The 22,629-nt window shown below is 62.8% G+C and carries 19 protein-coding genes; 7 read left to right on the top strand and 12 right to left on the bottom strand.

The genetic code is table 11. The annotated features are described in order from the left end of the window. Nucleotides 1–26: 26 nt before the first annotated feature. Both ACQ4WQ_RS02480 and ACQ4WQ_RS02475 read right to left on the bottom strand, forming a co-directional pair. Nucleotides 27–860 (bottom strand): 3',5'-nucleoside bisphosphate phosphatase, encoded by an 834-nt coding sequence (locus tag ACQ4WQ_RS02480; protein WP_436494440.1) that lies wholly within the window; start codon nucleotides 858–860, stop codon nucleotides 27–29. A gap of 90 nt (nucleotides 861–950) precedes the next feature. Then, nucleotides 951–1,826, bottom strand: coding sequence for an alpha/beta fold hydrolase (locus ACQ4WQ_RS02475; RefSeq protein WP_436494438.1), 876 nt, complete (start codon nucleotides 1,824–1,826; stop codon nucleotides 951–953). A gap of 218 nt (nucleotides 1,827–2,044) precedes the next feature. Between ACQ4WQ_RS02475 and ACQ4WQ_RS02470 the strand changes: the two genes are divergently transcribed. The 5 genes from ACQ4WQ_RS02470 (at nucleotide 2,045) to ACQ4WQ_RS02450 (ending at nucleotide 7,684) form a co-directional block, all read left to right on the top strand. After that, nucleotides 2,045–2,569, top strand: a complete 525-nt coding sequence (locus ACQ4WQ_RS02470) for a gamma carbonic anhydrase family protein (protein ID WP_070291789.1) — start codon at nucleotides 2,045–2,047, stop codon at nucleotides 2,567–2,569. Between the two features lie 4 nt (nucleotides 2,570–2,573). Beyond that, a complete protein-coding gene (gene hslO / locus ACQ4WQ_RS02465; protein ID WP_436494435.1) occupies nucleotides 2,574–3,554 on the top strand; it encodes an Hsp33 family molecular chaperone HslO in 981 nt (326 codons plus the stop codon). A gap of 151 nt (nucleotides 3,555–3,705) precedes the next feature. Further along, a complete protein-coding gene (locus ACQ4WQ_RS02460) occupies nucleotides 3,706–6,120 on the top strand; it encodes a TonB-dependent receptor (protein ID WP_436494433.1) in 2,415 nt (804 codons plus the stop codon). Further along, the gene (locus ACQ4WQ_RS02455; RefSeq protein ID WP_436494431.1) at nucleotides 6,120–7,250 is read left to right on the top strand and encodes a glycerophosphodiester phosphodiesterase; all 1,131 of its coding nucleotides are present in this window, start codon (nucleotides 6,120–6,122) and stop codon (nucleotides 7,248–7,250) included. Before ACQ4WQ_RS02460 ends, ACQ4WQ_RS02455 begins: the two co-directional genes overlap by 1 nt. Before the next feature lie 152 nt (nucleotides 7,251–7,402). After that, nucleotides 7,403–7,684: a hypothetical protein gene (locus ACQ4WQ_RS02450; protein WP_058049567.1), complete on the top strand. Its 282-nt coding sequence runs from the start codon at nucleotides 7,403–7,405 to the stop codon at nucleotides 7,682–7,684. 234 nt (nucleotides 7,685–7,918) lie between these two features. Here ACQ4WQ_RS02450 and ftsB read toward each other — a convergent pair whose 3' ends face one another. The 3 genes from ftsB to pyrG form a co-directional block, all read right to left on the bottom strand. After that, entirely contained in the window at nucleotides 7,919–8,242 is a 324-nt protein-coding gene (gene ftsB / locus ACQ4WQ_RS02445; RefSeq protein ID WP_035821182.1) for a cell division protein FtsB, read from the bottom strand. A 61-nt stretch (nucleotides 8,243–8,303) separates the two neighbouring features. After that, entirely contained in the window at nucleotides 8,304–9,587 is a 1,284-nt protein-coding gene (gene eno / locus ACQ4WQ_RS02440) for a phosphopyruvate hydratase (protein ID WP_070260371.1), read from the bottom strand. A 140-nt stretch (nucleotides 9,588–9,727) separates the two neighbouring features. Then, a complete protein-coding gene (pyrG, locus tag ACQ4WQ_RS02435) occupies nucleotides 9,728–11,380 on the bottom strand; it encodes a CTP synthase (RefSeq protein WP_326456315.1) in 1,653 nt (550 codons plus the stop codon). A 247-nt stretch (nucleotides 11,381–11,627) separates the two neighbouring features. On the opposite strand from pyrG, the gene ACQ4WQ_RS02430 reads away from it, so the two are divergent. Beyond that, nucleotides 11,628–12,035: a PRC-barrel domain-containing protein gene (locus ACQ4WQ_RS02430; protein WP_070221439.1), complete on the top strand. Its 408-nt coding sequence runs from the start codon at nucleotides 11,628–11,630 to the stop codon at nucleotides 12,033–12,035. A gap of 31 nt (nucleotides 12,036–12,066) precedes the next feature. Here the strand turns inward: ACQ4WQ_RS02430 and ACQ4WQ_RS02425 are convergent, their stop codons facing one another. The 5 genes from ACQ4WQ_RS02425 to ACQ4WQ_RS02405 all read right to left on the bottom strand — a co-directional run bounded on the left by ACQ4WQ_RS02425 (nucleotide 12,067) and on the right by ACQ4WQ_RS02405 (nucleotide 17,329). Beyond that, complete coding sequence (locus ACQ4WQ_RS02425) at nucleotides 12,067–14,322, bottom strand: TonB-dependent receptor domain-containing protein (RefSeq protein ID WP_436494428.1); 2,256 nt, start codon at nucleotides 14,320–14,322, stop codon at nucleotides 12,067–12,069. Between the two features lie 41 nt (nucleotides 14,323–14,363). Beyond that, entirely contained in the window at nucleotides 14,364–15,143 is a 780-nt protein-coding gene (locus ACQ4WQ_RS02420) for an energy transducer TonB family protein (RefSeq protein ID WP_326456313.1), read from the bottom strand. Next, nucleotides 15,140–15,565, bottom strand: a complete 426-nt coding sequence (gene exbD / locus ACQ4WQ_RS02415) for a TonB system transport protein ExbD (protein WP_436494426.1) — start codon at nucleotides 15,563–15,565, stop codon at nucleotides 15,140–15,142. Before exbD ends, ACQ4WQ_RS02420 begins: the two co-directional genes overlap by 4 nt. A 3-nt stretch (nucleotides 15,566–15,568) precedes the next feature. Further along, entirely contained in the window at nucleotides 15,569–16,315 is a 747-nt protein-coding gene (gene exbB, locus ACQ4WQ_RS02410; RefSeq protein ID WP_436494424.1) for a tonB-system energizer ExbB, read from the bottom strand. Nucleotides 16,316–16,420: 105 nt separating this feature from the next. Then, nucleotides 16,421–17,329: a ChaN family lipoprotein gene (locus tag ACQ4WQ_RS02405; RefSeq protein WP_436494422.1), complete on the bottom strand. Its 909-nt coding sequence runs from the start codon at nucleotides 17,327–17,329 to the stop codon at nucleotides 16,421–16,423. Nucleotides 17,330–17,518: 189 nt separating this feature from the next. On the opposite strand from ACQ4WQ_RS02405, the gene ACQ4WQ_RS02400 reads away from it, so the two are divergent. Next, a complete protein-coding gene (locus ACQ4WQ_RS02400; RefSeq protein WP_414654680.1) occupies nucleotides 17,519–18,928 on the top strand; it encodes an FAD-binding oxidoreductase in 1,410 nt (469 codons plus the stop codon). Here ACQ4WQ_RS02400 and ACQ4WQ_RS02395 read toward each other — a convergent pair whose 3' ends face one another. Both ACQ4WQ_RS02395 and ACQ4WQ_RS02390 read right to left on the bottom strand, forming a co-directional pair. Next, nucleotides 18,929–19,408 carry a GNAT family N-acetyltransferase gene (locus ACQ4WQ_RS02395; protein WP_436494419.1) on the bottom strand — a complete coding sequence of 160 codons (480 nt, stop codon included), beginning with the start codon at nucleotides 19,406–19,408 and terminating at the stop codon, nucleotides 18,929–18,931. 39 nt (nucleotides 19,409–19,447) lie between these two features. After that, nucleotides 19,448–22,594, bottom strand: coding sequence for an error-prone DNA polymerase (locus ACQ4WQ_RS02390; protein ID WP_436494417.1), 3,147 nt, complete (start codon nucleotides 22,592–22,594; stop codon nucleotides 19,448–19,450). Nucleotides 22,595–22,629: the final 35 nt, after the last annotated feature.

The raw sequence follows: 22,629 nt of genomic DNA, 5'->3' as shown, positions 1-22,629 counted from the left end.
GCGCAGCAGATTTGCCTGGCTGTCAGCTAAAACCAGTCGTGCCAGATCGGTGTCACGTTGGCGGGCAACGGCGGCAGCATGGCGAAATCCACGCGCGACTCGCCCGGCGCATGGAAATCCGTGCCGCGTGAGGCGAGGAAGCCGTAGGCGTTGGCCAGCTGCGCGTATTCCGGATACTGGTCCGGACTGTGGCTGCCCGTGACGACTTCGATGGCCACGCCGCCGAGTTGCTTGAACTCATCGAACAGCACGCCTTGCGCCATGTCGCTGAAGCGGTAGCGGCCAGGATGGGCGATGACGGCCACGCCGCCCGCGCCGCGTATCCAGCCCACGGCTTCGGCCAGGGTGGCCCAGCGGTGCTCGACGTAGCCCGGCTTGCCTTCCGACAGGTACTTCTTGAACACGTCGGGGATATTCGCGCATTTCCCCGTTTCCACGATGTAGCGGGCAAAGTGCGTGCGCGACATCAGGTCCGGGTTGCCGACGAATTTCAAGGCCCCTTCATAGGCGTCGGGGATGCCGGCCAGGTCCAGCTGGCGGGCGATCTCGCGGCCGCGCGCGTCGCGCCCCGAGCGCGTCTGGTGCAAGCCCTGCACGAGACCCGGATTGTTTTCATCGACTTGCAAGCCCACGATGTGTACGGTTTCACCGGCCCACGTGATCGAGATTTCCACGCCGGCCACGAAACGCATGCCCAGGTCCAGCGCGGCCGTGCGCGCGGCGGCGACGCCGGACACTTCGTCGTGGTCTGTCAGCGCCCATACATCGACGCCCGCCTTGCGCGCGTGCGCAGCCACGGCGGCAGGCGCGAGCACGCCGTCGGAGATATTCGAATGACAATGCAGGTCGACTTTAAGCATGTGAAAACAATACCCTGCACGGGCTCAGCATGGAAGAAGTTTTCATTGTACGCTGCTTGTCAAATTGCGCTGCAGCGTTCCAGACACACATCAGGCCAAAAATGCTTCCACCAGCCGCGCCAATGCCGCCGGTTGATCATGATGCAGCATGTGGCCCGCATCCGCCATCATCTCGCAGCGCACATCCTTGATGCAGGCCAAACGCCGGTCGATCTCGATGCGCGCCTGTTCCTTGGGTCCCATCCACTGCCACATATTTGTGTCGTCGGCCTCCACCCACAGCACGGGCGCCGTGATGCGGCGCCAGCACGCCATCACTTCTTCCACCTGGTACAGGATGGGATTGACGCGCTTGTGCTGCGGGTCGCCGAGGATATCCCACTCGCCTGCCTCGTTCTGCGCCGACCAGTGTTCGGCCAGGAAGGCCGCGCGCGCGTCCGGCAGGCGGGGATTGGTCTTTTGCAGGCGCTCGGCCACGGCGCGCTGCGAAGGATAGCTGCGCATGGCGGGCGGCTCGCGCAATTCGTCCAGCCACTTGGCGTAGCGGCCCGGCGCCTGCTCCGGCTTCGTTGCCATCATGCCGAAGCCTTCCAGATTGATGAAGCGGCTGATGCGTTCCGGGCGCACGCCCGCGTACAGGCCCGCCACGTTGGCGCCCATGCTGTGACCGAGCAGCTTGACGGGCGCGTCCGGCGAATAGTGCAGCAGCATGGCGTCCAGGTCGGCCAGGTAGTCGGGGAACCAGTAAGTGTCCGATTGCGTGTAGTCGCTCAGGCCAAAGCCGCGCCAGTCGGGCGCGATCACGTGCCAGTCGCCCGCCAGCTCGTCGACGACGAACTGGAACGAGGCGGCCACGTCCATCCAGCCGTGCACCATGAACAGGATGGGCGCGCCTTCGCGGCCCCAGTGGCGCACATGCGTGCGGGCGCCGCGGATGCTGATGAATTCGGAACGGGAAAGTTTCATGGGTTTCATCTCATTGCCTGCCTTGAAAGTGGCGCGGATGGCGCCACATGCTGTGTCTGTAGATAGTGCGCATATAAAAGTACGACCGTTCGATAATTATACCGGATTGGCGGTCGGCGGCAGGACTTGTCCTGCAACAGCGTAAAATAGCGTACGCAGCACCGTAAACTTCCGCGTCCGGCCCTGCCCGGCGCTTCCACCACAGCCACAGGCTAACGATGACACTCTACCAATTGGGCGCCGATGCGCCGCAGATTGATGCTTCCGCTTTTGTTGCCGACACGGCCAACGTGATCGGCAAGGTGACGCTGGAAGCGAATACCTCCGTATGGTTCGGCGCCACGATTCGCGGCGACAACGAACGCATCACCGTGGGCGCCAACAGCAATGTGCAGGAAGGCGCCGTGCTGCACACGGACCCGGGCTACCCGCTGGACATCGGCCGGAACGTGACCATTGGCCACCAAGCAATGTTGCATGGCTGCACGATCGGCGATGGTGCCCTGATCGGCATCCAGGCCGTGATCCTGAACGGCGCGAAGATCGGCAAAAACTGTCTGGTCGGCGCGGGCGCGCTGGTCACGGAAGGCAAGGAATTTCCCGACAATATGCTGATCATCGGCTCACCGGCGAAGGCCGTGCGGGCCCTGACGGCAGACGATATCACCAGGCTACAAGGCAACGCCGTGAACTATGTGCAGCGCGGCCAGCTATTTAATACGCAACTCAAGAAGATTGGATAAGAGAATGACGACTGAAACCACGGGCGCCGTCAGCGCCGCCATCCCGGGCCAGGATACCCTGCAAAAATTTATTTTCGACAATGCCGCCGTGCGCGGCCAGTTCATCGACGTATCGACCACCTGGCAGGAAGTGGTGTCGCGCCACGCCTACCCGACGGCCGTGAAAAAAGTGCTGGGCGAAATGGTGGCCGCCGGCGCCCTGCTGTCGGCCAACCTGAAATTCAACGGTTCCATCATCATGCAAATCCATGGTGACGGTCCCGTGCGCCTGATGGTCGTCGAGTGCGATTCCGACCTGCGCCTGCGCGCCACGGCCAAGCTGGACCCGGACGCTGCCATCCCCGACGTGGCCACCGTGCCGCAATTGCTCAACGCCACGGGCAAGGGCCGCTTCATCATCACCCTGGACCCGGCCGACAAGGTGCCGGGCCAGCAACCGTACCAGGGCATCGTGCCGCTGGACGGCGACGACATGGCGACCGTGATCGAAAACTACATGTTGCGTTCGGAACAGCTCGACACCCGTCTGTGGCTGGCCACCGACGACACCGTCTCGCGCGGCCTGCTGCTGCAAAAGCTGCCCCACCATGGCGGCAAGGCCGAAGCGACGCCCGTCTCGGAAGAAGACGCGCTCGACACGTGGAATCGCGCCGTGATGCTGGCGTCGACCCTGAAAGAGACGGAAATCCTGTCGACCGACATCGATACCCTGATGCAGCGTTTGTTCTGGGAAGAAACGATCCGCGTCTTCGACCCGCTGCACCCGAGCTTCCATTGCAGCTGCACGCGCGAAAAAGTCGGCAACATGCTCAAGATGCTGGGCGAGGAAGAAGTCAACAGCACCCTGGACGAAGTAGGGCAAGTGGGCGTGAACTGCGATTTCTGCGGCCAGCACTACGAGTTCGACAAGGTCGATTGCGCGCAGCTGTTCATCACGGATGCGCCGGCCGAGGTCTTGATTCCGCCAGCCGCCAGCATCAACTAAGCATTACAGTTTCGCAATGCATCTGCCGCGCCGCCCTTGAGGCGGCGCAATTGTTTCCACTGTCATCGTTCCGTCATCAGTTCGTCATCAGCCCGTCACGCGCCGCCGTTACGCTGCGCAGCTTGTATTACTTCCCACTTTCCACAGGCTGATGATGACCACCCACTTGACGCTGGCCCTGCGCCGCCATTCCTTCCATGTTTTGCTGGGCGCCTGCGCCGCGGGCTTGAGTTTGCCGGCGCTGGCGCAAACGGCCGTGGCCGCCGCCGTGGCGTCCGCCACTACCGACATGGCAGCCGCTGCCGCCCCGGCTGCCGACGACAACGCCCCCATGGCCACCGTGGAGATTTCCTCGCGCAAGACGCGCTCTTCCGTTGCCCTGAGCAAGAATGAAATCCAGAAAATCCTGCCCGGCACGAATCCCCTGAAAGCCCTGCAAACCTTGCCTGGCGTCAGCTTCCAGACGGCCGATCCATGGGGCAACAACGAGCAAAACCTGTCGCTGTTCGTGCATGGCTTTTCCGGCCAGCAACTCGGCTACACCATGGATGGCGTGCCGCTGGGCGACCAGCAGTACGGCAACTACAACGGCCTGTCGCCGCAGCGCGCCGTCATCAGCGAAAACGTGCGCAGCGTCGTGCTGTCCTCGGGCGCGGGCGACCTGGCCACAGCCTCGACCAGCAACCTGGGCGGCACCATCGAGACGTATTCCAGCGATCCGCTGGCCACGCAGGGCGCCAGCCTGCAGCAAACGGTGGGCAGCCACCGCACCTCGCGCACGTTTGCCCGCTACGACACGGGCGCCTTCGGCGACGGCAGCAGCGCCTACTTTTCCATCCTGCACCACGAAGCGCGCGCCTGGGATTTCGATGCGCGCCAGGGCGGCGACCAGTTCAATGCCAAATACGTCAACCGCAGCGAGGCGGGCAAGCTGACCCTGTTCTTCAATTACTCGGACAAGATCGAGCCGAACGAAGACAGCACCGTGCACGTGGCGGGCGAAACGAGCGCACCGTACACGCGCCCCTTCCTGTATCCGGACTTCAAGGCGGCCCTCAATTACCTGTCGCCCACGGGCGCGACGCCTGCCGCCGACGGCAACAATTACCGCAATTACTACAGCGATGCGCAGCGCACCGATTACCTGGCATATGCCAAGTTCGACGCCAACTTGTCCGAAGGCATGACCTGGTCCAACCAGGTGTATTACCACAAGGATGACGGCGCGGGCGTGGTGGCCGGCCCCATCGGCGTGGCCGGCTTGCCGGGCCTGTTCAGCGTGTACTATCCGAAACAGAACCTGAAACAGGTGTTCGGCAACTCGGGCTACGCCGTGCGCACGACGGAATACGACATCAAGCGCGGCGGCTTCATTTCCACCGTGCGCAAGGAAATCGGCGAGCACCAGCTGGAAGCGGGCCTGTGGCTGGAACAGAACCGCTCGTCCGCCTACCGCCGCTGGTATGCGCTCGACGTCAACAACCCGACTTCGCCCTACGACCGCCCCAGCAATCCTTTGATCACGCAGTACGGCAGCGAGATCGACAACAAGGTGGTGCAGCTGCACTTGCAGGATGAATGGCGCATCCGCCCCGATATCGCCCTGCAGGCCGGCTTCAAGTCCAGCCTGCAGTTTGCCGACGGCCAATTCCCCGTGCAGCCGGCCCTGGGCGCCATTGCGGGCGGCTCGACGGCCTTGCCGGTGGGCACCATCAACACGAAAAAATGGTTCTTGCCGCAAGTGGGCGCGCGCTGGGACTTCACGCCGCAAGACCAGCTGTATTTCAACATCCAGAAAAACATGCGCCAGTTCGTCACCTATGGCGGCGGCGGCGCCTCGCCATGGAGCTTGTCGAGCCAGGCCGCTTTTGATTTGTTCAAGCGCGACGCCAAACCGGAAACAGCCCTCACCTATGAAGTGGGCGTGCGCGGCAGCCATCCATTGAACCTGGGCGCCATCACGGCCATCGATGGCCAGGTCAACGTCTACCACGTCGATTTCAGCAACCGTTTACTGCAGATCAGCCCCACGCCCGTGATTTCCTCCATCATCGGCGGCAATCCCGTGCTGGCCAACGTGGGCAGCGTGCGCACGGACGGCATCGATATCGCCGGTACTATCCACTTCGGCAACAATTTTTCGTTCTACAATGCCCTGTCGTACAACCGCTCGCAGTACGCGGACAATTACAACAATGGCGCCGCGCTGGTCTTGACCGCTGGCAAGAACGTGCCGGGCTCGCCGGAATGGCTGAACAAGTTCGTCGCTTCCGCCACGTTTGGCGATATCGAAGTGCAACTGACGGGAGACTATGTGGGCAAGCGCTACGCGACGTACACCAACGATTTGTCCGTGCCCAGCTATTTCCTGATGGGCCTGGGCGTGTCGGGCAAGCTGCCGGCCATGGCCGGCTGGCTGAAAAACCCGCGCTGGCGCGTGAACGTCAGCAACCTGGCCAACCGCGAAGGTGCGCTGAACGTGGTGGTGGGCGCGGCCGACAAGACGTACAACACCTTCCCCATCGCCCCGCGCCAGGGCTTCCTGACCCTGACGGCGGACTTCTGATGCGCTCCCCCATCCTCCCGCAACGGCACTTTTCGCGCCGCAACTTCGTCCAGGCGGCCGTAGGCGGCCTGGCCCTGGCGGCAGCACCGGGCTTTGCCGCCGGCCTGCTGGCCACGCCCCCAAGCCGTCCGCTCGTGTTCGCCCACCGGGGCGCCAGCGCCCTGCGCCCCGAACATACCCTGGCGTCGTACGCCAAGGCCATCGCCGATGGCGCCGACTACGTGGAACCGGACCTGGTGGCCACGCGCGACGGCATCCTCGTGGCACGCCACGAAAGCAACCTGATCGACACCACCGACGTGGCGCGCCGGCCCGAGTTTGCCAGCCGGCGCGGCAAGAAGATGGTCGATGGCGAATGGCACGAAGGCTGGTTCGTCGACGACTTCACCCTGGCGGAACTGAAAACCCTGCGCGCCATCGAACGGCTGCCGAAAGTGCGCACCGGCAACACCTTGTACGATGGACAATTCCAGATCCCGACCTGGGAAGAAATCATCGATTTTGTTGCAGCGCAATCAGCCGCCAGCGGCCGCGTCATCGGCCTCGTGCCCGAACTGAAAAGCTCCACGTATTTCCGCGATGCGGGCCTGGCACTGGAAGACCGTTTCCTGTCGACCATGCTGGCGCACGAATACACGCGCCGCGCGCCGATCGAAATCCAGTCCTTCGAAGTGGCGAATCTGAAGTACCTGCGCGAGAAGCTGGGACGGCGCGCCAACGTGCGCCTGATGCAGCTGGTGGTGGGCGGCGACGTGCGCCCGATGGACGTCGTCAAGGCGGGCGGAAAGCTGACGTTTGGACAAATGACCACACCGGCCGGCCTGCGCGACATCGCCGCCTACGCGGACGTGGTGGCGCCGCCGACGCGTGGCGTCATCGCGCTGGGCGCCGACCAGCGCCTGGCAAAACCCTCGTCCATCGTCGACGATGCGCACCAGGCGGGCTTGCTGCTGCACACGTGGACCTTCCGCCCGGAAAACCGTTTCCTGGCGGCCGATTTCCGCGACGGCAATGGCGAGAATGCGCGCAACGAAGCCGGATCCGTGGCGGAAATGCGGCGTTACATCGAGACGGGACTGGACGGCTTTTTCAGCGACGATCCGGGCCTGGGACGCATCGCCGCCGGATAAACATTTGGTAACAAATTCTTTTTCAGGGCGTGGCCGGCGGCTACGCCCTTATTATTCGTTTCTTGAATTTCTGAAATTGGAATTTGAAATTAGACATATATCGCCAACTCCATTATTGTGCAATGCAACAACAGACCATTCATGGAGGGCATATGTCCACTTTTACCAACACCTACAGCAACGACAACGACAACTACTTCAGCAACCTGGGCCGCGCCACGCGCGCCTTCCTGGGCGCCCTGCTCGCTTCCAAGCCGTACAGCGAACTGGCCCAGAAGGAAGTCATCGCCACCGCGACGACCAGCGCCGACGACGAGCGCTATGTGCGCCCAAGCAAGCGCGATTTCGCCCTGCTGAACTCGGAAGCGAACCGCTACGAAAAGCTGATGCCGAATCTGGCAGCCGAACTGCGTTTCCTCGCTTCGCGCGGCTAACTCAATACTCTGAAAGGATCTTTATATGATGTTTCTCGAAACCGCACTGATCGCCGTAGCCGTCGTCGTTACCGGCATCCATTTCTACCTGATCTCGACCGGCAAGGCGCGTTTCTGATCAGCAAGCAGCAAGCAGCAAGGCAATAGTGTGCAGCAGTACAAGGTAACAAGGTAACAATATGACATGTCAGCCTGGCAATCGGTCCAGGCTGGCAAGCGGGAAGTGAGCAGGACTTAGTGCGGCGCGGCAGCGTCCACCGGCGTTTCCAGCAGTGGCGGGGTTTGTCCCTTGCGCACGATCTGCACGAAAATCTCATTCTGTTTGACCATGCCCAGCTCATAGCGGGCACGCTCCTCGACGGCGCCCGTACCATCTTTCAGGTCGCGCACTTCGGATTCGAGCTTGGCGTTTCGCGCCTTCAATTCCATATTCTTTTTATTGGCCACCGCCACCTGGGCTTCCATGTCGGCAACGCGCAGCCAGCCGCCTTTACCCAGCCAGAGGGGAAATTGGATCAGCAGCAGCAGGGCTGCCAGGGCGAGCGTAATCAGGCGCATGGGGTAGTCGGTTAACAAACCGGCCGGATATCTCCGGCCGGCCAGTGGGTTTTACATCAGCTTACTTCAGATTATAGAACGCATCGCGGCCAGGGTAGCTGGCGATGTCGCCCAGGTCTTCCTCGATACGCAGCAGCTGGTTGTACTTGGCCATGCGGTCCGAACGCGACATCGAGCCGGTCTTGATCTGCAGGGCGTTCGTGGCAACGGCGATATCGGCGATGGTCGAATCTTCCGTTTCGCCCGAGCGGTGCGAAATGACGGCCGTGTAGCCGGCGCGCTTGGCCATTTCGATGGCGGCGAAGGTTTCCGTCAGGGTACCGATCTGGTTGATCTTGATCAGGATCGAGTTGGCGATGCCTTTCGAGATGCCTTCTTTCAGGATCTTGGTGTTGGTGACATACAGGTCGTCGCCGACCAGCTGCACTTTCTTGCCCAGTTCCTTGGTGAGGATCGCCCAGCCGTCCCAGTCGCCTTCGTGCATCGCGTCTTCGATCGAGATGATCGGGTACTTGTCGCACCAGGTCGCCAGCAGGTTGGTGAACTCGGTGGCCGTCAGGCTCAGGCCTTCGCCTTCCATTTCGTACTTGCCGTTCTTGTAGAACTCGGACGCGGCGCAATCGAGGCCGATGGCGATCTGCGTGCCTGGCTCGTAGCCCGCTTCTTCGATGGCCTGGATGATCAGCTTGATGGCTTCTTCATGGTTGGCCAGCGATGGCGCGAAACCGCCTTCGTCGCCCACGTTGGTGTTCAGGCCCTTCTTGTGCAGGATCTTTTTCAGCGTGTGGAACACTTCCGCGCCGTAACGGACGGCTTCCTTGAACGACGGGGCGCCCACGGGAATGATCATGAATTCCTGGATGTCCAGGTTGTTGTCGGCGTGCGCGCCGCCGTTGATGACGTTCATCATCGGCACTGGCATCTGCATGGCGCCCGAACCGCCGAAATAGCGGTACAGCGGCAAGCCCGCTTCTTCGGCGGCCGCCTTGGCGACGGCCATGGAGACGGCCAGGATGGCGTTGGCGCCCAGGCGCGATTTGTTTTCCGTGCCGTCCAGGTCGATCAGGGTACGGTCCAGGAAAGCCTGTTCATTGGCGTCCAGGCCCATGATGGCTTCGGAGATTTCGGTATTGATGTTTTCGCATGCTTGCAGCACGCCCTTGCCGAAGTAGCGCTTGGCATCGCCATCGCGCAATTCCACGGCTTCGCGCGAACCGGTCGAGGCACCCGACGGCACGGCCGCACGGCCCATCACGCCCGATTCCAGCAACACATCGCATTCGACGGTCGGGTTACCGCGCGAGTCCAGGATTTCGCGACCGATAATATCAACAATAGCACTCATGTCATTCTCCAAAGTTAAGCGTAACAGGGGCTGCACACTGCGTTCTGATGCGCAATTGCACAAAGGGGGCAAAGAAACTCCCGGCGGAAACCATCTGGCCGGGAGCTGTCTTACGGGTAATACTGTCGCGATCGACCGCGTTATTCCGCAGCGGCGTTGGCTTCTTTGTGCGCCAGCGCTGCCTTGATGAACGAGGTAAACAACGGATGGCCGGTGCGTGGCGTCGACTTGAACTCAGGATGGTATTGCACGCCCATATACCATGGGTGGGCATTCTCACCCGTGCGTGGCAATTCCATGATTTCGCACAAATCTTCGCTCGGCGTGCGGGCCGAGACGATCAGGCCAGCCGCTTCGACACGGGCCAGGTAGTGATTATTGGCTTCGTAGCGATGACGGTGACGCTCGGTCACCACGCTGCCGTAGATCTCGGCGGCGAGGGTGCCCGGATTGACGGCGCAGGTCTGCGCGCCCAGGCGCATGGTACCGCCCAGGTCCGAGTTTTCATCGCGCAACTCGACTTTACCATCGTGGTTTTGCCACTCATTGATCAGTGCAACAACGGGTTGATCCGTATCAAGGTCGAACTCGGTCGAATTCGCGTTCGGCATGCCAGCCTTGTTGCGCGCGTATTCGATCAGGGCCACTTGCATGCCCAGGCAGATGCCCAGGTAAGGGATCTTGTGCTCACGGGCAAACTGGGCCGCCTTGATCTTGCCTTCCACGCCGCGCTTGCCGAAGCCGCCCGGTACCAGGATGGCATCGTACTTGGCCAGGTTCTCGCAACCGGTCGTTTCGATTTCTTCCGAATCGATGTACTCGATGTTGACGCGGCTTTCCGTGTGGATGCCGGCGTGGCGCAGCGCTTCGATCAGCGACTTGTACGACTCGGTCAGCTCGACATACTTGCCGACCATGCCGACGGTCACTTCCGCCTTCGGGTGCTCCATCGTGTAGATCAGCTTGCTCCAGATCGACAGGTCGGCCGGTGCGGGATCGAGGTCCAGCGCGTCGCAGATGATCTTGTCGAGGCCCTGGTCGTGCAGCATTTGCGGCACTTTGTAGATGGTGTCGACGTCCCACACGGAAATGACGGCGTCTTCCTCGATGTTCGAGAACAGCGAGATCTTCGCGCGCTCGTCTTCCGGGATGGCGCGGTCGGCGCGGCACAGCAGCGCGTTGGGCAAGATGCCGATTTCGCGCAGCTTTTGCACCGAGTGCTGGGTCGGCTTGGTCTTCAGTTCACCGGCCGAGGCGATGTAAGGCACCAGGGTCAGGTGGACGAAGGCCGTGTTCTTGCGGCCGGCGCGCAGGCTCAGCTGACGCGCCGCTTCCAGGAAGGGCAAGGATTCGATATCGCCGACGGTGCCGCCGATTTCGCACAGGGCCACGTCGTAGCCTTCGGCGCCACGGCGGATGTAATCCTGGATTTCATTGGTGATATGCGGAATCACCTGCACGGTCTTGCCCAGATATTCGCCCCGGCGTTCCTTGCGGATCACCGATTCATAGATCTGGCCGGTGGTGAAGTTATTCACCTTTTTCATGCGGGTGGAGATGAAGCGCTCGTAGTGACCGAGGTCGAGGTCGGTTTCGGCCCCGTCATCGGTGACAAAGACTTCACCGTGTTGCATAGGACTCATCGTGCCAGGATCGACGTTGATATACGGGTCGAGCTTGAGCATGGTGACTTTAAGGCCGCGCGATTCGAGGATCGCGGCGAGGGAGGCGGCGGCAATCCCTTTTCCAAGGGAAGACACAACGCCACCAGTGACGAAGACAAATTTGGTCATTGCAGATGGTGCCGAACGGCACGTGCGGGAAATTGAAATTATACACTAAAGCCCGCCTGCGTCGCCCCCTGCGCGCGGAAATTTGCGCCAAATACCGACTATCCGTCCCCCTCCTGCTGTCTACGCACAACAAAATTACCCGATAGCAAGAATTGAAATATTTCCAATTCCATACTTTGTGTGGGCGAGCGAACAGACCCTGCCGCGCCCTGGCCGCAGACTGGGATTTTTCAACAGGAGGTCCACCATGAGCTACGAAGAACGCGACGCCTACGGCATGTATGTCAACCGCGGCCACAAAGGCCCCGGCCCTGAACTGATGGGTGCCGACACCCTGATCGGCGACCATGTGCACAACGCCAAGGATGAACACCTGGGCGAAATCAAGGAAATCATGATCGACATGCGCAGCGGCAAGATCGCCTATGCCGTCATGTCGCACGGCGGTGTCTTCACCATCGGCGAAAAGCTGTTCGCCGTGCCCTGGGAAGCGCTGCTGCTCGATACCGTCAACAAGCGCTTCACCCTGAACGTCGACAAGGAACGCATCGAAAACGCGCCCGGCTTCGATACCGATAACTGGCCGAACATGGCGGACCAGACGTGGGCGAATTCCATCCACAGCTACTACGGCACCACGCCACGCGAGTATTAATTAACCCCTAAGCGGAGGGCTGGGGTGCACCTTAAAACCGGTACTCCAGCCCCGCCACATACGTCCTGCCACGCGCCGTGCTCAGCGGCATGTTGTCCTGCGACTGCGACGGCATCGAGTTCAGCCGGTTCAGCGCTTCCGAGAAATCCTTGTTCATGGCGTTCTGCACGGACAGGCGCAGGAACAGGTTTTTCGTCACCTGCCAGCTCGCATACAAGTCGATCACGGCCGGGATCTTCGGATTGTCCACCTTCGTCACTTCACCCGTTGCTTCATCGGCTTCGTTGTCCGGCGACAGGCGGCGGTTCGACCCCGTGTGCTTGATGATGGCGCCGATCTCCATTTTATTGTCCAGCAAACGCGTGCCCACGTCGAGGTTGTAATAGGTGCTGGGCAGCTCGCTGATGTCGGCCGCGCCAAACCACGCGCTGGCGATCGAGGTGGGCTGGCTGGTCTTTTCACGCGTGTACGACAGGCGCGCATACATGGCCCCCAGTTGGTACTGCGCTTCCAGCTCCCAGCCGCGCGTGCGCACGAGCGTGGCCGAGTTGATGTAGATGTACATATTCGTCACATACTCATCGACCGTCTCCCAGTCCGTGGCGATGACTTCCGACATATTGCACTTGCGCCCGTTATCGCAGACGAGGAAGGACTGGCTGGTGATATAGCCGTCGATCTTGCTCTTGAAATACAGGGCCTTGAAGTTCAGCACGTCGTTCTTGCTCAGCAAGCCATGCAGGCTGGAATTGAAGCCCAGCTGGTAGGTCGTCGCTTTCTCGCCCTTCAGGAACGGATTCATCGAGGCCCCGCCGTCATTCGAGAAAAACACTTCCTGCGGATTCGGCCCGCGCATCGTGCGTTCGGCGCTGGCAAACGGCTGGAACCACGGCGCGACCTGGGCCGACAGCAGCAGCGACGGATTGATGCCATGTTCCTTCAGCGCGATATTGCTCGCCCCTTGCGGGAAACATTTCACGCGTTCGTCGCAGGCCGGCTTGTGGCCCGTCAGCTCGAAGCTGGTGTAGTTCAGTCCCGCGTTGATCTGGACAATGCCGCGGTTGTATTGCAGGCCCGTGTACAGACTGTCGATCTTTTGCTTGCCCTCGGGGCCAAAGGTATTGTTTTCAATCGACTGCTGGTTCGCATCCGGATTGTCCGGGTCTTCGACGAGGCTTTCCACGTGCTTGCTGTACTTGTTGCGCATCAGCTTGCCACCCACCGTCACCAGCGCATCGCCGCCGGCCAGCCTGAAGCCGCTGGTATTGTTGATGTCGATGGCGTCGGCGCGGTTGGCCGTATTCGTGTTGATGAAATTGGTCAGCGCCCCGGGCATGTATTTCTGATTGCCACGGCTGCTGCTGGCCACCACATTGAGGTCGATCAATTCCGAAAATGGCGTGTAGTGATATTTCACATAGTAATCATCGCTCTGGATATCGCGGCGCGTGAACGTATTGCGGTAATCGCGCGCCGACAGTTCCAGTGCGTGGAAGTCGCTCAATGCAAGGTCCAGCTTGAGCAGTTGCGACTTGGGCTTTTGCTTGTAATAGCGGTTGTAGCCGAAACCGAATTCTTCGCTGTTGACGCCTTTCGCATTCGTGTAGTTGTTGCCGATCACGCTAGCGCTGGTAGCGGCCAGAAAGCCTACGCTGCCGCCATCGAAGGCGGGGTTTTTCATGGCCACGGCCAGCATGGCGCTGCGTCCGACACCGTTGTTCCCTGCCGACAGCTTCGTGCGCGCCCCCACCTTATCACCGGCGAAGACGACGTCATCGACGCCGATGGTGCGGAAATTGGCGCTGCCAGCCAGCGCATTGACGCCGTCGCCGCCGGCGACATTGCCGCGTGACACATCCACGCCGATGATGAAGTTCGGATCGATCAGGGCGCCGAACTGACTGCTGGGCACGCCGCCGTGCGACACGGACGAAGGCGCGCTGCCGTAGTAATTCTGGCTCACGCCATCGACCATCATGTTCACGCGCCCCAGGCCCGACAAGCCACGGATGTTGACGCTGACGGCGCCCTGCGCCGGATCGATCTGCGTGAACGTGCCCGGCATGCTGCGCACGATCTGGTCCACGCTCTGCAAGCGCGTGTCCGCGCCGCGCGCGCTGACGGCGCCCGGTTTTTCCAGCGCCTGCTGTTCCAATGAAACCGTTTCACCGGACACATTCAGCGGCGAAAACTCCACCTTGCCGCTTTCCTGTGACTGCGCCCCAGCTTGTTGCGCCAGCAAGGCCAGGCAAACGCCCACGGCCTGCGTCATTGTCTTGATATGCATACACCCTCGATTTGTTATGTGATTGAAATAATGTGAAAAAATCAGCTGGCGCCGTGGCCGCTCCCGGCATCAAGCTTGAACGACACGGGCAAGGTGACGGTCACCGTGCCCTGGCGTAAGACGCTGGCGGGCGGCGCCGGCAGCGGCTGCGCGCGCTCCAGCACTTGCAGCGCTTCGCGGTCGAGCAGCACCGTGCCCGATGAAGTGATCAGCTCGCTGGCCAGCAGCTTGCCGTCGCGGTCCACCTGGAAGCGCACCCAGGCGGCGCCGGCCCGCTTGCGCTGGCGCGCGTCGCCCGGATAGCGCTTGAAGCGGGCCAGGTGGCCGAGTACCCGGCTTTGCCAGCTGGCCGGCGCCGCGCTGGCGGGCGGCGTGTCGCTGTCGAACGGCGCCGCCTGCGGACCGCGCACCGAACTTGGCGCCGGCGTGGCGCTGCTGCTGGCCTGCGCGGGCACGGCAGCTTCCTTGGCGGCATCCTTGCCGGGATCTGGCGACGGACTGGTTTCTGCCTTCGTCTCTTTTTCCGCCGCGACGATGTCCGGCGCGGCGGCACGCGCCAGCACGGGCAGCGCTTCTTGCTTGGTCGTACTCTTTTTCGGCCGGGCGGCACTGGAGGCGGCCGACTGGCGCGCCCCGACCGCTGCCGCCTGTTGTGTCTCCGGCGACATCGCTTGCGCGGCGAATACGACCATCACGCTGGCGGGCGGCTGCACGGGCGCAATGGCGACGGGCTGCCAGGCCGCCCCCAGCAGCAGCGCCAGCGCCGTGGCCGCCACCAGAGAAGTCGCGATGCCCCAGTTCAATACCGGACGCGGACTCACCCGCCCTCCCTACCCACCAGGCCCACTTTCAGGTAGCCGGCCCGGCGCAGGGCATCCATCACGCCCAGCACGTCTTCATATGCGGCTTGCTTGTCGGCCTGGAAAAACAGGGTGCGCTGACGGTCGCCGCCCGTCTGTGCATCGAGCAGGCTGCCCAGCTGCCCGCGCGCCACGGGCGATTCGCCCAGGTACAGGCTGCGGTCCGTTTTCAGGGAAACGAACAGGGGCTTGTCGGGGCGCGGCTCGGGCTTGGCCGTGGCGGCCGGCAAGTCGATCTTCAGGTCGACGGTGGCCAGCGGCGAGACCACCATGAAGATGATCAAGAGCACCAGCATCACGTCGATGAAGGGCGTGACATTGATCTCACTCAATTCCGGCATGTCGGCCGTGTCGTCGTCCTGCGATGGGAAAAGGCTGGCCATGGTTCAGGCCTGCTTGCGTGTGTCGAGGTCGCGGCTCAGCATCAGCAGCACTTGCGCCGAGGCGGCGCGCAGCAGCGCCTTGTACTGGTTGATGCCACGGCTGAGCAGGTTATAAATGACGACGGCGGGTATCGCCGCCACCAGACCCAAGGCGGTGGCCAGCAAGGCTTCCGCGATACCGGGCGCGACGGTTGCCAGATTCGTGCTCTGGCTGACGGCGATACCGATAAAACTGTTCATGATGCCCCACACGGTGCCGAACAGGCCGACGAAGGGCGCCACGGCGCCTATGCTCGCCAGCAAGCCGATGCCTTGCGTCAGGCTGCGTACCTTGTGCGCGATCAATTGCTCCTGGCGAAAACCGGCCCGCTCCTTCAGGGCCGCCGCCGACGCGCTGGCATGCGACAGATGCAATTCCTGCTGCACATCGTCGAGCAACCGTTGCGCCAGCACAGACGCCCCGCTCTTTACTGCCGCGTCCGGCAAGGACGTGGCCGTCTTCAGCACGGCAACGGCTTGCGCCGCTTCGCGCCGCGCTTGCAGCAAGCTGGCGCCCTTCACCAGCAAGACCACCCAGGTGGCCAGCGCGGCGATCAATAAACCGATGAGCACGCTTTTGACGACCTGGTCGGCGGCGACGAACATGCCCAGCGGCGACATGTCATGCGGCAAAACGGACGCTTGTGCGCCGGCATGCAACAGGGAAAGAGATACACCGCCGGCGGCGGCTTTGATACAGGAAATACGCATGGAAGCTTCAACAGGTAAGAAAAAATCGGACGAACTACCTGGCTGCTGCGAAGAAGCTTGCTGGGGGAGAATGCCGGGCTGAACGCCCGGCGGAGTTACAACAGATTACTTGGCGCTGGCGACGGCAGGCGCCGCCACCGGCGTGTACCACACAAAATCCGCCTGCGGCACCAGCACCGTGGCGCCCTGCTGCGCCAGCACCAGCACCAGCGGCGCGGGGCCGCCCGTCAAGTCCTGCACGTGCAGCGGCACGCCCAGGTCCTTGTGCGCATGGTAGGCGCCGGCGATCAGCACGGCGGGCGCGGGCGCGGCCAGCAGACGCTCGGCCATGCGGCGGTCGCGCTGCTGCTGCACCGACAGCATGGCGGCCAGGCGCGGCGCATCGATCTGGTTGTCATGCATGACGCGGATGATGTCCTTCAATTTGTCATGCACCTTGCCCTCGTTGGCCAGGTTCGAGTGCTTGCCCTGCACGGCAGGCTGATCGACAAACAGTTGCTTGATCTCGCTGCGGTCCAGGTTGGCCGACCAGACGGGATACGGCGCGCGCATCGCGGTCATGACCAGGTCGCCATATTGCTCCCACTTCCAGCTCGGCTGCCAGGCCAGCAGCTCGGCCACATGTTCCGGGCGCACGACGGGGTCCGTCTGCAGCCACGGCTTGACCTTGTCCACCCTGGCTTGCTGGTCCGGGTTCAGCATTTCCAGCAGCACGCTGCCTTGCGGACGCTGACCCTGCAATTGCTGCAGCAGCCACTGCTCGATCCGGTGGTGGCTGAGCTGGTCATGCTGCTCGCCCACGATGACGCGCGGGGCGGCGGCCAGCTGGGCCAGCAATTGCTCGGCAGTCAAGCGCTGGCCGCTGCGCAGGTCGACGATCTCGCCCAGCTGGCGCACGTCGTGCGCAGAAGCGGACGCGGCTGTCGCGGCGGCCGGCGGAGCGATGCTGCTGCAGGCGCTCAGGGCCAGCACGCAGGCGGGCAGGACGGCGGCGAAGGACAGGGGAAATTTCATGGCATGGCCTTTCGGGTGGAAGCACGCATTGCAAAATAACTACTGGCGGGCATTTTAATAGAAATGATTCTCATTTACAACCAATGCGCAGCCCGCCATGCGGATTTTTTTACAACTGGCAAAAAATCAATCTGCTGCTTCGGTGAAATCCCCGGGCGCGGAGTAGAATAAAAAAAACGGAGGACTTGCGTGAATCAAACTGACCAGTTGGCGGTACTGAAAAAACCGCTGCCCGTATCCCTTGCTGCCGTACTTTCCCTGATCTTTGCCGACCGCTTTTCCATGACGCAAGCCATGCGCGCACACCATGGCCGCGACGAGTCGAGCTATCCCCCCATGCTGCCCGATGCCGTCATCTTCGCCCATTCCACCGAGGAAGTGGCGGCCGCCGTCAAGCTGTGCAGCGCGCACGACGTGCCCGTCATCGCCTACGGCAGCGGCACCTCGCTCGAAGGCCACGTGCTGGCCCTGCATGGCGGCGTGACGATTGATCTGTCGCAAATGAACGCCATGGTAGCCGTGCATAGTGAAGACTTGACGGCCACCGTGCAGGCGGGCGTGACGCGCAAGCAGCTGAACGAGGAGCTCCGCGACACGGGCCTGTTCTTCCCCATCGACCCGGGCGCCAATGCGTCGCTGGGCGGCATGGCGGCCACGCGCGCCTCGGGCACGAACGCCGTGCGCTACGGTACCATGCGCGAAAACGTGCTGGCCCTGACGGTGGTCACGGCCGACGGGCGCATCATCAAGACGGGGACCAGGGCGAAAAAATCGTCGGCCGGTTACGACCTGACGCGCTTGTTCGTCGGCAGCGAAGGCACCTTGGGCATCATCACGGAAGTGACCGTGAAACTGTATCCGCTGCCCGAAGCGATCTCGGCGGCTGTCTGTTCGTTCCCCGGCACGGGCGAAGCCGTCAGCGCCGTGATCCAGACCATCCAGATGGGTATTCCCGTGGCACGGGTCGAGTTTCTCGATGAAAACGGCGTCAAGGCCATCAATGCCTACGACAAGATGGCGCTGCCGGAAAAGCCGCTGCTGCTGTTTGAATTCCACGGCACGCCAGCCAGCGTGGCCGAGCAGGCGCAGCTGGTGCAAGCCATCACGGCGGAACACGGCGCCAGCGATTTCGAGTGGGCCAGCCGCCCCGAAGACCGCTCGCGCCTGTGGGCCGCGCGCCACAACGCGTATTTCGCCCTGCTGCAGATGCGCCCCGGCAGCCGCGCCATTTCCACCGACTGCTGCGTGCCCATTTCGCGCCTGGCCGAATGCATCCTCGCCACCAAGGCCGATTGCGAGGCGCAGGGCCTCGTCTATGCCATCATCGGCCACGTGGGCGACGGCAATTTCCACGTGCAGATGCTGGTCGACCCCGACGACCCGGCCGACATCGCGCGCGCGGAAAAGGTCAACAGCGACATGGTCACGCGCGCCATCGGCATGGACGGCACCTGCACCGGAGAACATGGCGTGGGCATGCACAAGATGGCTTTCCTCGTGGAAGAACATGGCGAGGGCGCCATCGACACCATGCGCGCCCTCAAACACGCGCTGGACCCGAAGAACATCATGAATCCGGGCAAGATCGTACGCTGGTAATCAGGCCGTCCATTCCATGCGCATCGGCACGAAGGCGATGCCGCCCGTTTCCACTTTCGGCCCCGTGGCGACAAAGCCCAGGCTTTCATACAGGGGCAAGGCGTAGGCCGAGGAGTTGACGGTAAACGCCGTCACACCGCCCCTGGCCAGCGACGCATCGCGCGCTGCCTGCCACAGGCGGCGCGCCATGCCGCGCCGGTGCAGGGCGCGCGGCACGAACATGTGGAACAGATGCGTGTTGTCGCGCATGGCCACCACGCCGGCCAGTTCGCCGTCGATATGCGCGAGCTGGTAGGCGTAATTGGGCAGCGACAGATAGCCTTCGATGGCGGGCTGGCGGCAGTTCTCGATGAACTTTTCCGCCCCCGCGCCGTCCGGGTGCAGGGTCAAGAAGGGCATCAGGTCGTCGATCAGGGCGACGATGGCGGGCGCGTCGGCGACCAGGGCGGGACGCAGTGTCGGTTCGGGTAATGTTGTCATATTCAAATAATGCCATGCCCTCCGCCCCGCCGGCAACTCTCAACAAAAATCGCGGCTGCTGGTCCGCAAGCGCCCCAGCAAATGCGACATATCGACCAGGTGCTTGGCCACCAGGTTGCGCACGATGCCCTCCCTTTGCCACACGCCGTACACGCCCAGCAGCGGCGCGCTCAGCACTTCGCGCCGCTGGCTTGCCACCAGATCGGGCCAGACGATGACGTTGACGGTGCCCGTCTCGTCTTCCAGGGTCATGAAGATGACGCCCTTGGCCGTGCCGGGACGCTGGCGCACGGTGACGATGCCGCAGGCGCGCGCCACTTGCCCGCTCGTGTACGTCATCAGCGTGGACGCCGGCATGAAACGCTGTTCCAGCAATTGCCTGCGCAGCAGCGCCAGCGGGTGGCGGCCCAGGGTCAGGCCTTGCGCGCGATAGTCGCTGACGATGCTCTCGCCTTCCGTCGGCGCGGCCAGCATGGGCAAGTCTTCCTCTTGCGTGGTGTCGCGCAGCAAGTCCCTGTCTGGCACGGCGCCCACCGCCTGCCACAGCGCTTCGCGCCGGTGCCCGGCCAGCGCATGCAGCGCGTTGCCGGCAGCGAGCACCTGCAAGTCATGGCGGTCCAGACCGCCACGCCGGGCCAGGTCGGCCACGTCGATGAAGGCGGCAATGGCGCGCGCATCCTCGATGCGCCGGGCGGCCTCCGCGCGCATGCCGAACAGGCTGTTCAAGCCCAGGCGCACGGCCGGTGCATCGCCCTGCCCGCCCGGCTCCTCCAGCGCCGCTTCCCAGCCGCTGACGGCCACGTCGACGGGCAGCACCTGTACGCCATGCCGGCGCGCATCCTGCACCAGTTGCGAAGGACTGTAAAAACCCATGGGCTGGCTGTTGAGCAAGGCACACAGGAAGGCGGCCGGTTCGTGGCATTTCAGCCAGGAACTGGCGTAGGTCAGCAGCGCGAAGCTGGCCGCGTGCGACTCGGGAAAACCGTATTCGCCAAAGCCCTCGATCTGGCTGAAGATGGCCTCCGCGAACTCCCGTTTATACTCATTTTTGACCATCGTTTCGACGATGCGTTCCTTGTAATTGTTCATGCCGCCCTTGCGTTTCCAGGCCGCCATGGCGCGCCGCAACTGGTCGGCCTCGCCGGGCGTGAAATCGGCCGCGATGATGGCTACCTGCATCACCTGCTCCTGGAAGATGGGAATACCCAGGGTACGCCCCAGCGCCTTGTCCAGGCCCTTCGGATACTCGACCGGCTCTTTTTTCTGGCGCCGCTGCAGATACGGATGCACCATGCCGCCCTGGATGGGGCCGGGGCGCACCAGCGCCACCTCGATGACGAGGTCGTAGAATTCTCGGGGACGCAGCCGGGGCAGCATGCTCATCTGCGCGCGCGACTCAATCTGGAATACGCCGATGGTGTCCGCCTGGCACATCATGTCGTAGGTGGCGGGGTCTTCGGCGGGAATATCCTGCAGGCGAAATTCCTCGCCGCGCCGCGCCCCCACCAGTTCCAGCGCGCGGCGCAGGGCCGACAGCATACCCAGCGCCAGCACGTCGACCTTCATCAAGCCCAGCTCTTCCAGGTCGTTCTTGTCCCACTCGATGACACTGCGCTCGGCCATGGTGGCGTTTTCGATCGGCACCAGGCGCGACAATTTTCCTTGCGCGATGACAAAGCCGCCCGGATGCTGGGACAGGTGGCGGGGAAAGCCCAGCAGCAGCTGCGCCAGGCCCGCCCACTGCTGCGACAGTTCCGCTTCCGGGTCCAGCCCGCATTCGGCCAGGCGCTCCAGCAGATCGCGCTTGCCGTCGAACCAGCGGTGCGCCTTGGCCACCTTTTCCACGATGGCCAGGTCGATCCCCAGCGCCCGCCCGCTGTCGCGCAAGGCGCTTTTCGGCCGGTAGCTGATCACCACGGCGGCCAGCGCGGCCCGTTCGCGCCCATATTTGCCGTAGATATATTGAATCACCTCTTCGCGCCGCTGGTGCTCGAAATCGACGTCGATGTCGGGCGGCTCGTTGCGCTCGCGCGACATGAAGCGCCCGACCAGGCAATTGCCGCGCGCAGGGTCCACTTCCGTGATGTGCAGGCAATAACAGACGGCCGAATTGGCGGCCGATCCCCTGCCCTGGCACAGGATGTTTTGCGAGCGCGCAAAGCGCACGATATCGTAGACGGTCAAAAAATACGCTTCGTAGGAAAGGTCCCGGATCAGCTCCAGCTCCTGCTCGATCTGTTCCTGCACGTTGGCCGGGATACCGAGCGGAAAGCGCAGGCGCGCGCCCGCATACGTTTCCTCGCGCAGATACGTCGCCGGCGTGTGGCCGTGCGGCACCAGCTCGACGGGATAGTCATAGCGCAGGCTGTCGAGCGAAAACGTGCACTGACCGGCGATACGCACGGTTTCCGCCAGCGCTTGCGGCGGATACACATTGGCCAGGCGCAAGCGCGCGCGCAGATGCTGCTCCGCATTTTGCGCCAGCGCATAGCCGCACTCGCCCACCGGTTTGCCCACGCGTATCGCGCACAGGGTGTCGAGCAGGGGCTTGCGCGACCGCACGTGCATGCACACATGGCCGACGGCCGCCACGGACAAGCCCAGCGCCTGCGCCGCCTCCTGCACGGCGCCGCGGTGCGCGTCATCCTGTGCCCGCTGCAGCAGGTTCAGGCCGATCCAGCTGCGCTCGCGGCCAAAGGTGGACGCCATCCACGCGCCCTGCGCGCACACGGTTTCCGCCTGGGCCGGATAGCCGGGCAGCAAGATCATCAGACAACCGGGCAAGCCCCGCAAATGGACAAACTCCGCCGCAGGCGCGGCGAAATCATCGGGTGTCAGCACATAGCGCCCCTTGGCCGCCCGCGTGCGCGCCATGGTGATCAGTTCCGACAAGTTGCCGTAGCCATCGATATCGCGCACCAGCGCCAGCAGGGACAGCGCCGGGCTGCCATCGGCCTGCGTCAAATGGAAATGCGCGCCGATAATCAGGGGAAAACAGGCCCGCTTGGCCACCGCATGGGCGCGCACGACACCGGCCAGCGAACACTCGTCCGTGATGGCCAGCGCCTTGTAGCCGAGCTGCATGGAGCGCGCGACCAGCTCTTCCGCATGCGAGGCCCCATGCAGGAAGCTGAAATTGCTCAGGCAGTACAACTCAGCATACTCGGGTAAGACGGCGCCCCACATGATCTACCTCAATACTGTATATAAACACAGTATAT

Source organism: Janthinobacterium goodfellowi (assembly GCF_051380695.1).
GTDB lineage: Bacteria > Pseudomonadota > Gammaproteobacteria > Burkholderiales > Burkholderiaceae_D > Janthinobacterium.
This window is presented reverse-complemented; position numbering and strand designations above follow the sequence as displayed.

Excerpts from the sequence above, each read along its gene's own strand:
- pyrG (WP_326456315.1), bottom strand. The coding sequence starts at position 11,380 with ATGACCAAATTTGTCTTCGTCACTGGTGGCGTTGTGTCTTCCCTTGGA.
- eno (WP_070260371.1), bottom strand. The coding sequence starts at position 9,587 with ATGAGTGCTATTGTTGATATTATCGGTCGCGAAATCCTGGACTCGCGC.
- ACQ4WQ_RS02425 (WP_436494428.1), bottom strand. The coding sequence starts at position 14,322 with ATGCATATCAAGACAATGACGCAGGCCGTGGGCGTTTGCCTGGCCTTG.
- ACQ4WQ_RS02455 (WP_436494431.1), top strand. The coding sequence starts at position 6,120 with ATGCGCTCCCCCATCCTCCCGCAACGGCACTTTTCGCGCCGCAACTTC.
- ACQ4WQ_RS02430 (WP_070221439.1), top strand. The coding sequence starts at position 11,628 with ATGAGCTACGAAGAACGCGACGCCTACGGCATGTATGTCAACCGCGGC.
- ACQ4WQ_RS02405 (WP_436494422.1), bottom strand. The coding sequence starts at position 17,329 with ATGAAATTTCCCCTGTCCTTCGCCGCCGTCCTGCCCGCCTGCGTGCTG.
- ACQ4WQ_RS02460 (WP_436494433.1), top strand. The coding sequence starts at position 3,706 with ATGATGACCACCCACTTGACGCTGGCCCTGCGCCGCCATTCCTTCCAT.
- ACQ4WQ_RS02470 (WP_070291789.1), top strand. The coding sequence starts at position 2,045 with ATGACACTCTACCAATTGGGCGCCGATGCGCCGCAGATTGATGCTTCC.
- hslO (WP_436494435.1), top strand. The coding sequence starts at position 2,574 with ATGACGACTGAAACCACGGGCGCCGTCAGCGCCGCCATCCCGGGCCAG.
- ACQ4WQ_RS02450 (WP_058049567.1), top strand. The coding sequence starts at position 7,403 with ATGTCCACTTTTACCAACACCTACAGCAACGACAACGACAACTACTTC.
- ACQ4WQ_RS02395 (WP_436494419.1), bottom strand. The coding sequence starts at position 19,408 with ATGACAACATTACCCGAACCGACACTGCGTCCCGCCCTGGTCGCCGAC.
- exbB (WP_436494424.1), bottom strand. The coding sequence starts at position 16,315 with ATGCGTATTTCCTGTATCAAAGCCGCCGCCGGCGGTGTATCTCTTTCC.
- ftsB (WP_035821182.1), bottom strand. The coding sequence starts at position 8,242 with ATGCGCCTGATTACGCTCGCCCTGGCAGCCCTGCTGCTGCTGATCCAA.
- ACQ4WQ_RS02390 (WP_436494417.1), bottom strand. The coding sequence starts at position 22,594 with ATGTGGGGCGCCGTCTTACCCGAGTATGCTGAGTTGTACTGCCTGAGC.
- ACQ4WQ_RS02480 (WP_436494440.1), bottom strand. The coding sequence starts at position 860 with ATGCTTAAAGTCGACCTGCATTGTCATTCGAATATCTCCGACGGCGTG.
- exbD (WP_436494426.1), bottom strand. The coding sequence starts at position 15,565 with ATGGCCAGCCTTTTCCCATCGCAGGACGACGACACGGCCGACATGCCG.
- ACQ4WQ_RS02475 (WP_436494438.1), bottom strand. The coding sequence starts at position 1,826 with ATGAAACTTTCCCGTTCCGAATTCATCAGCATCCGCGGCGCCCGCACG.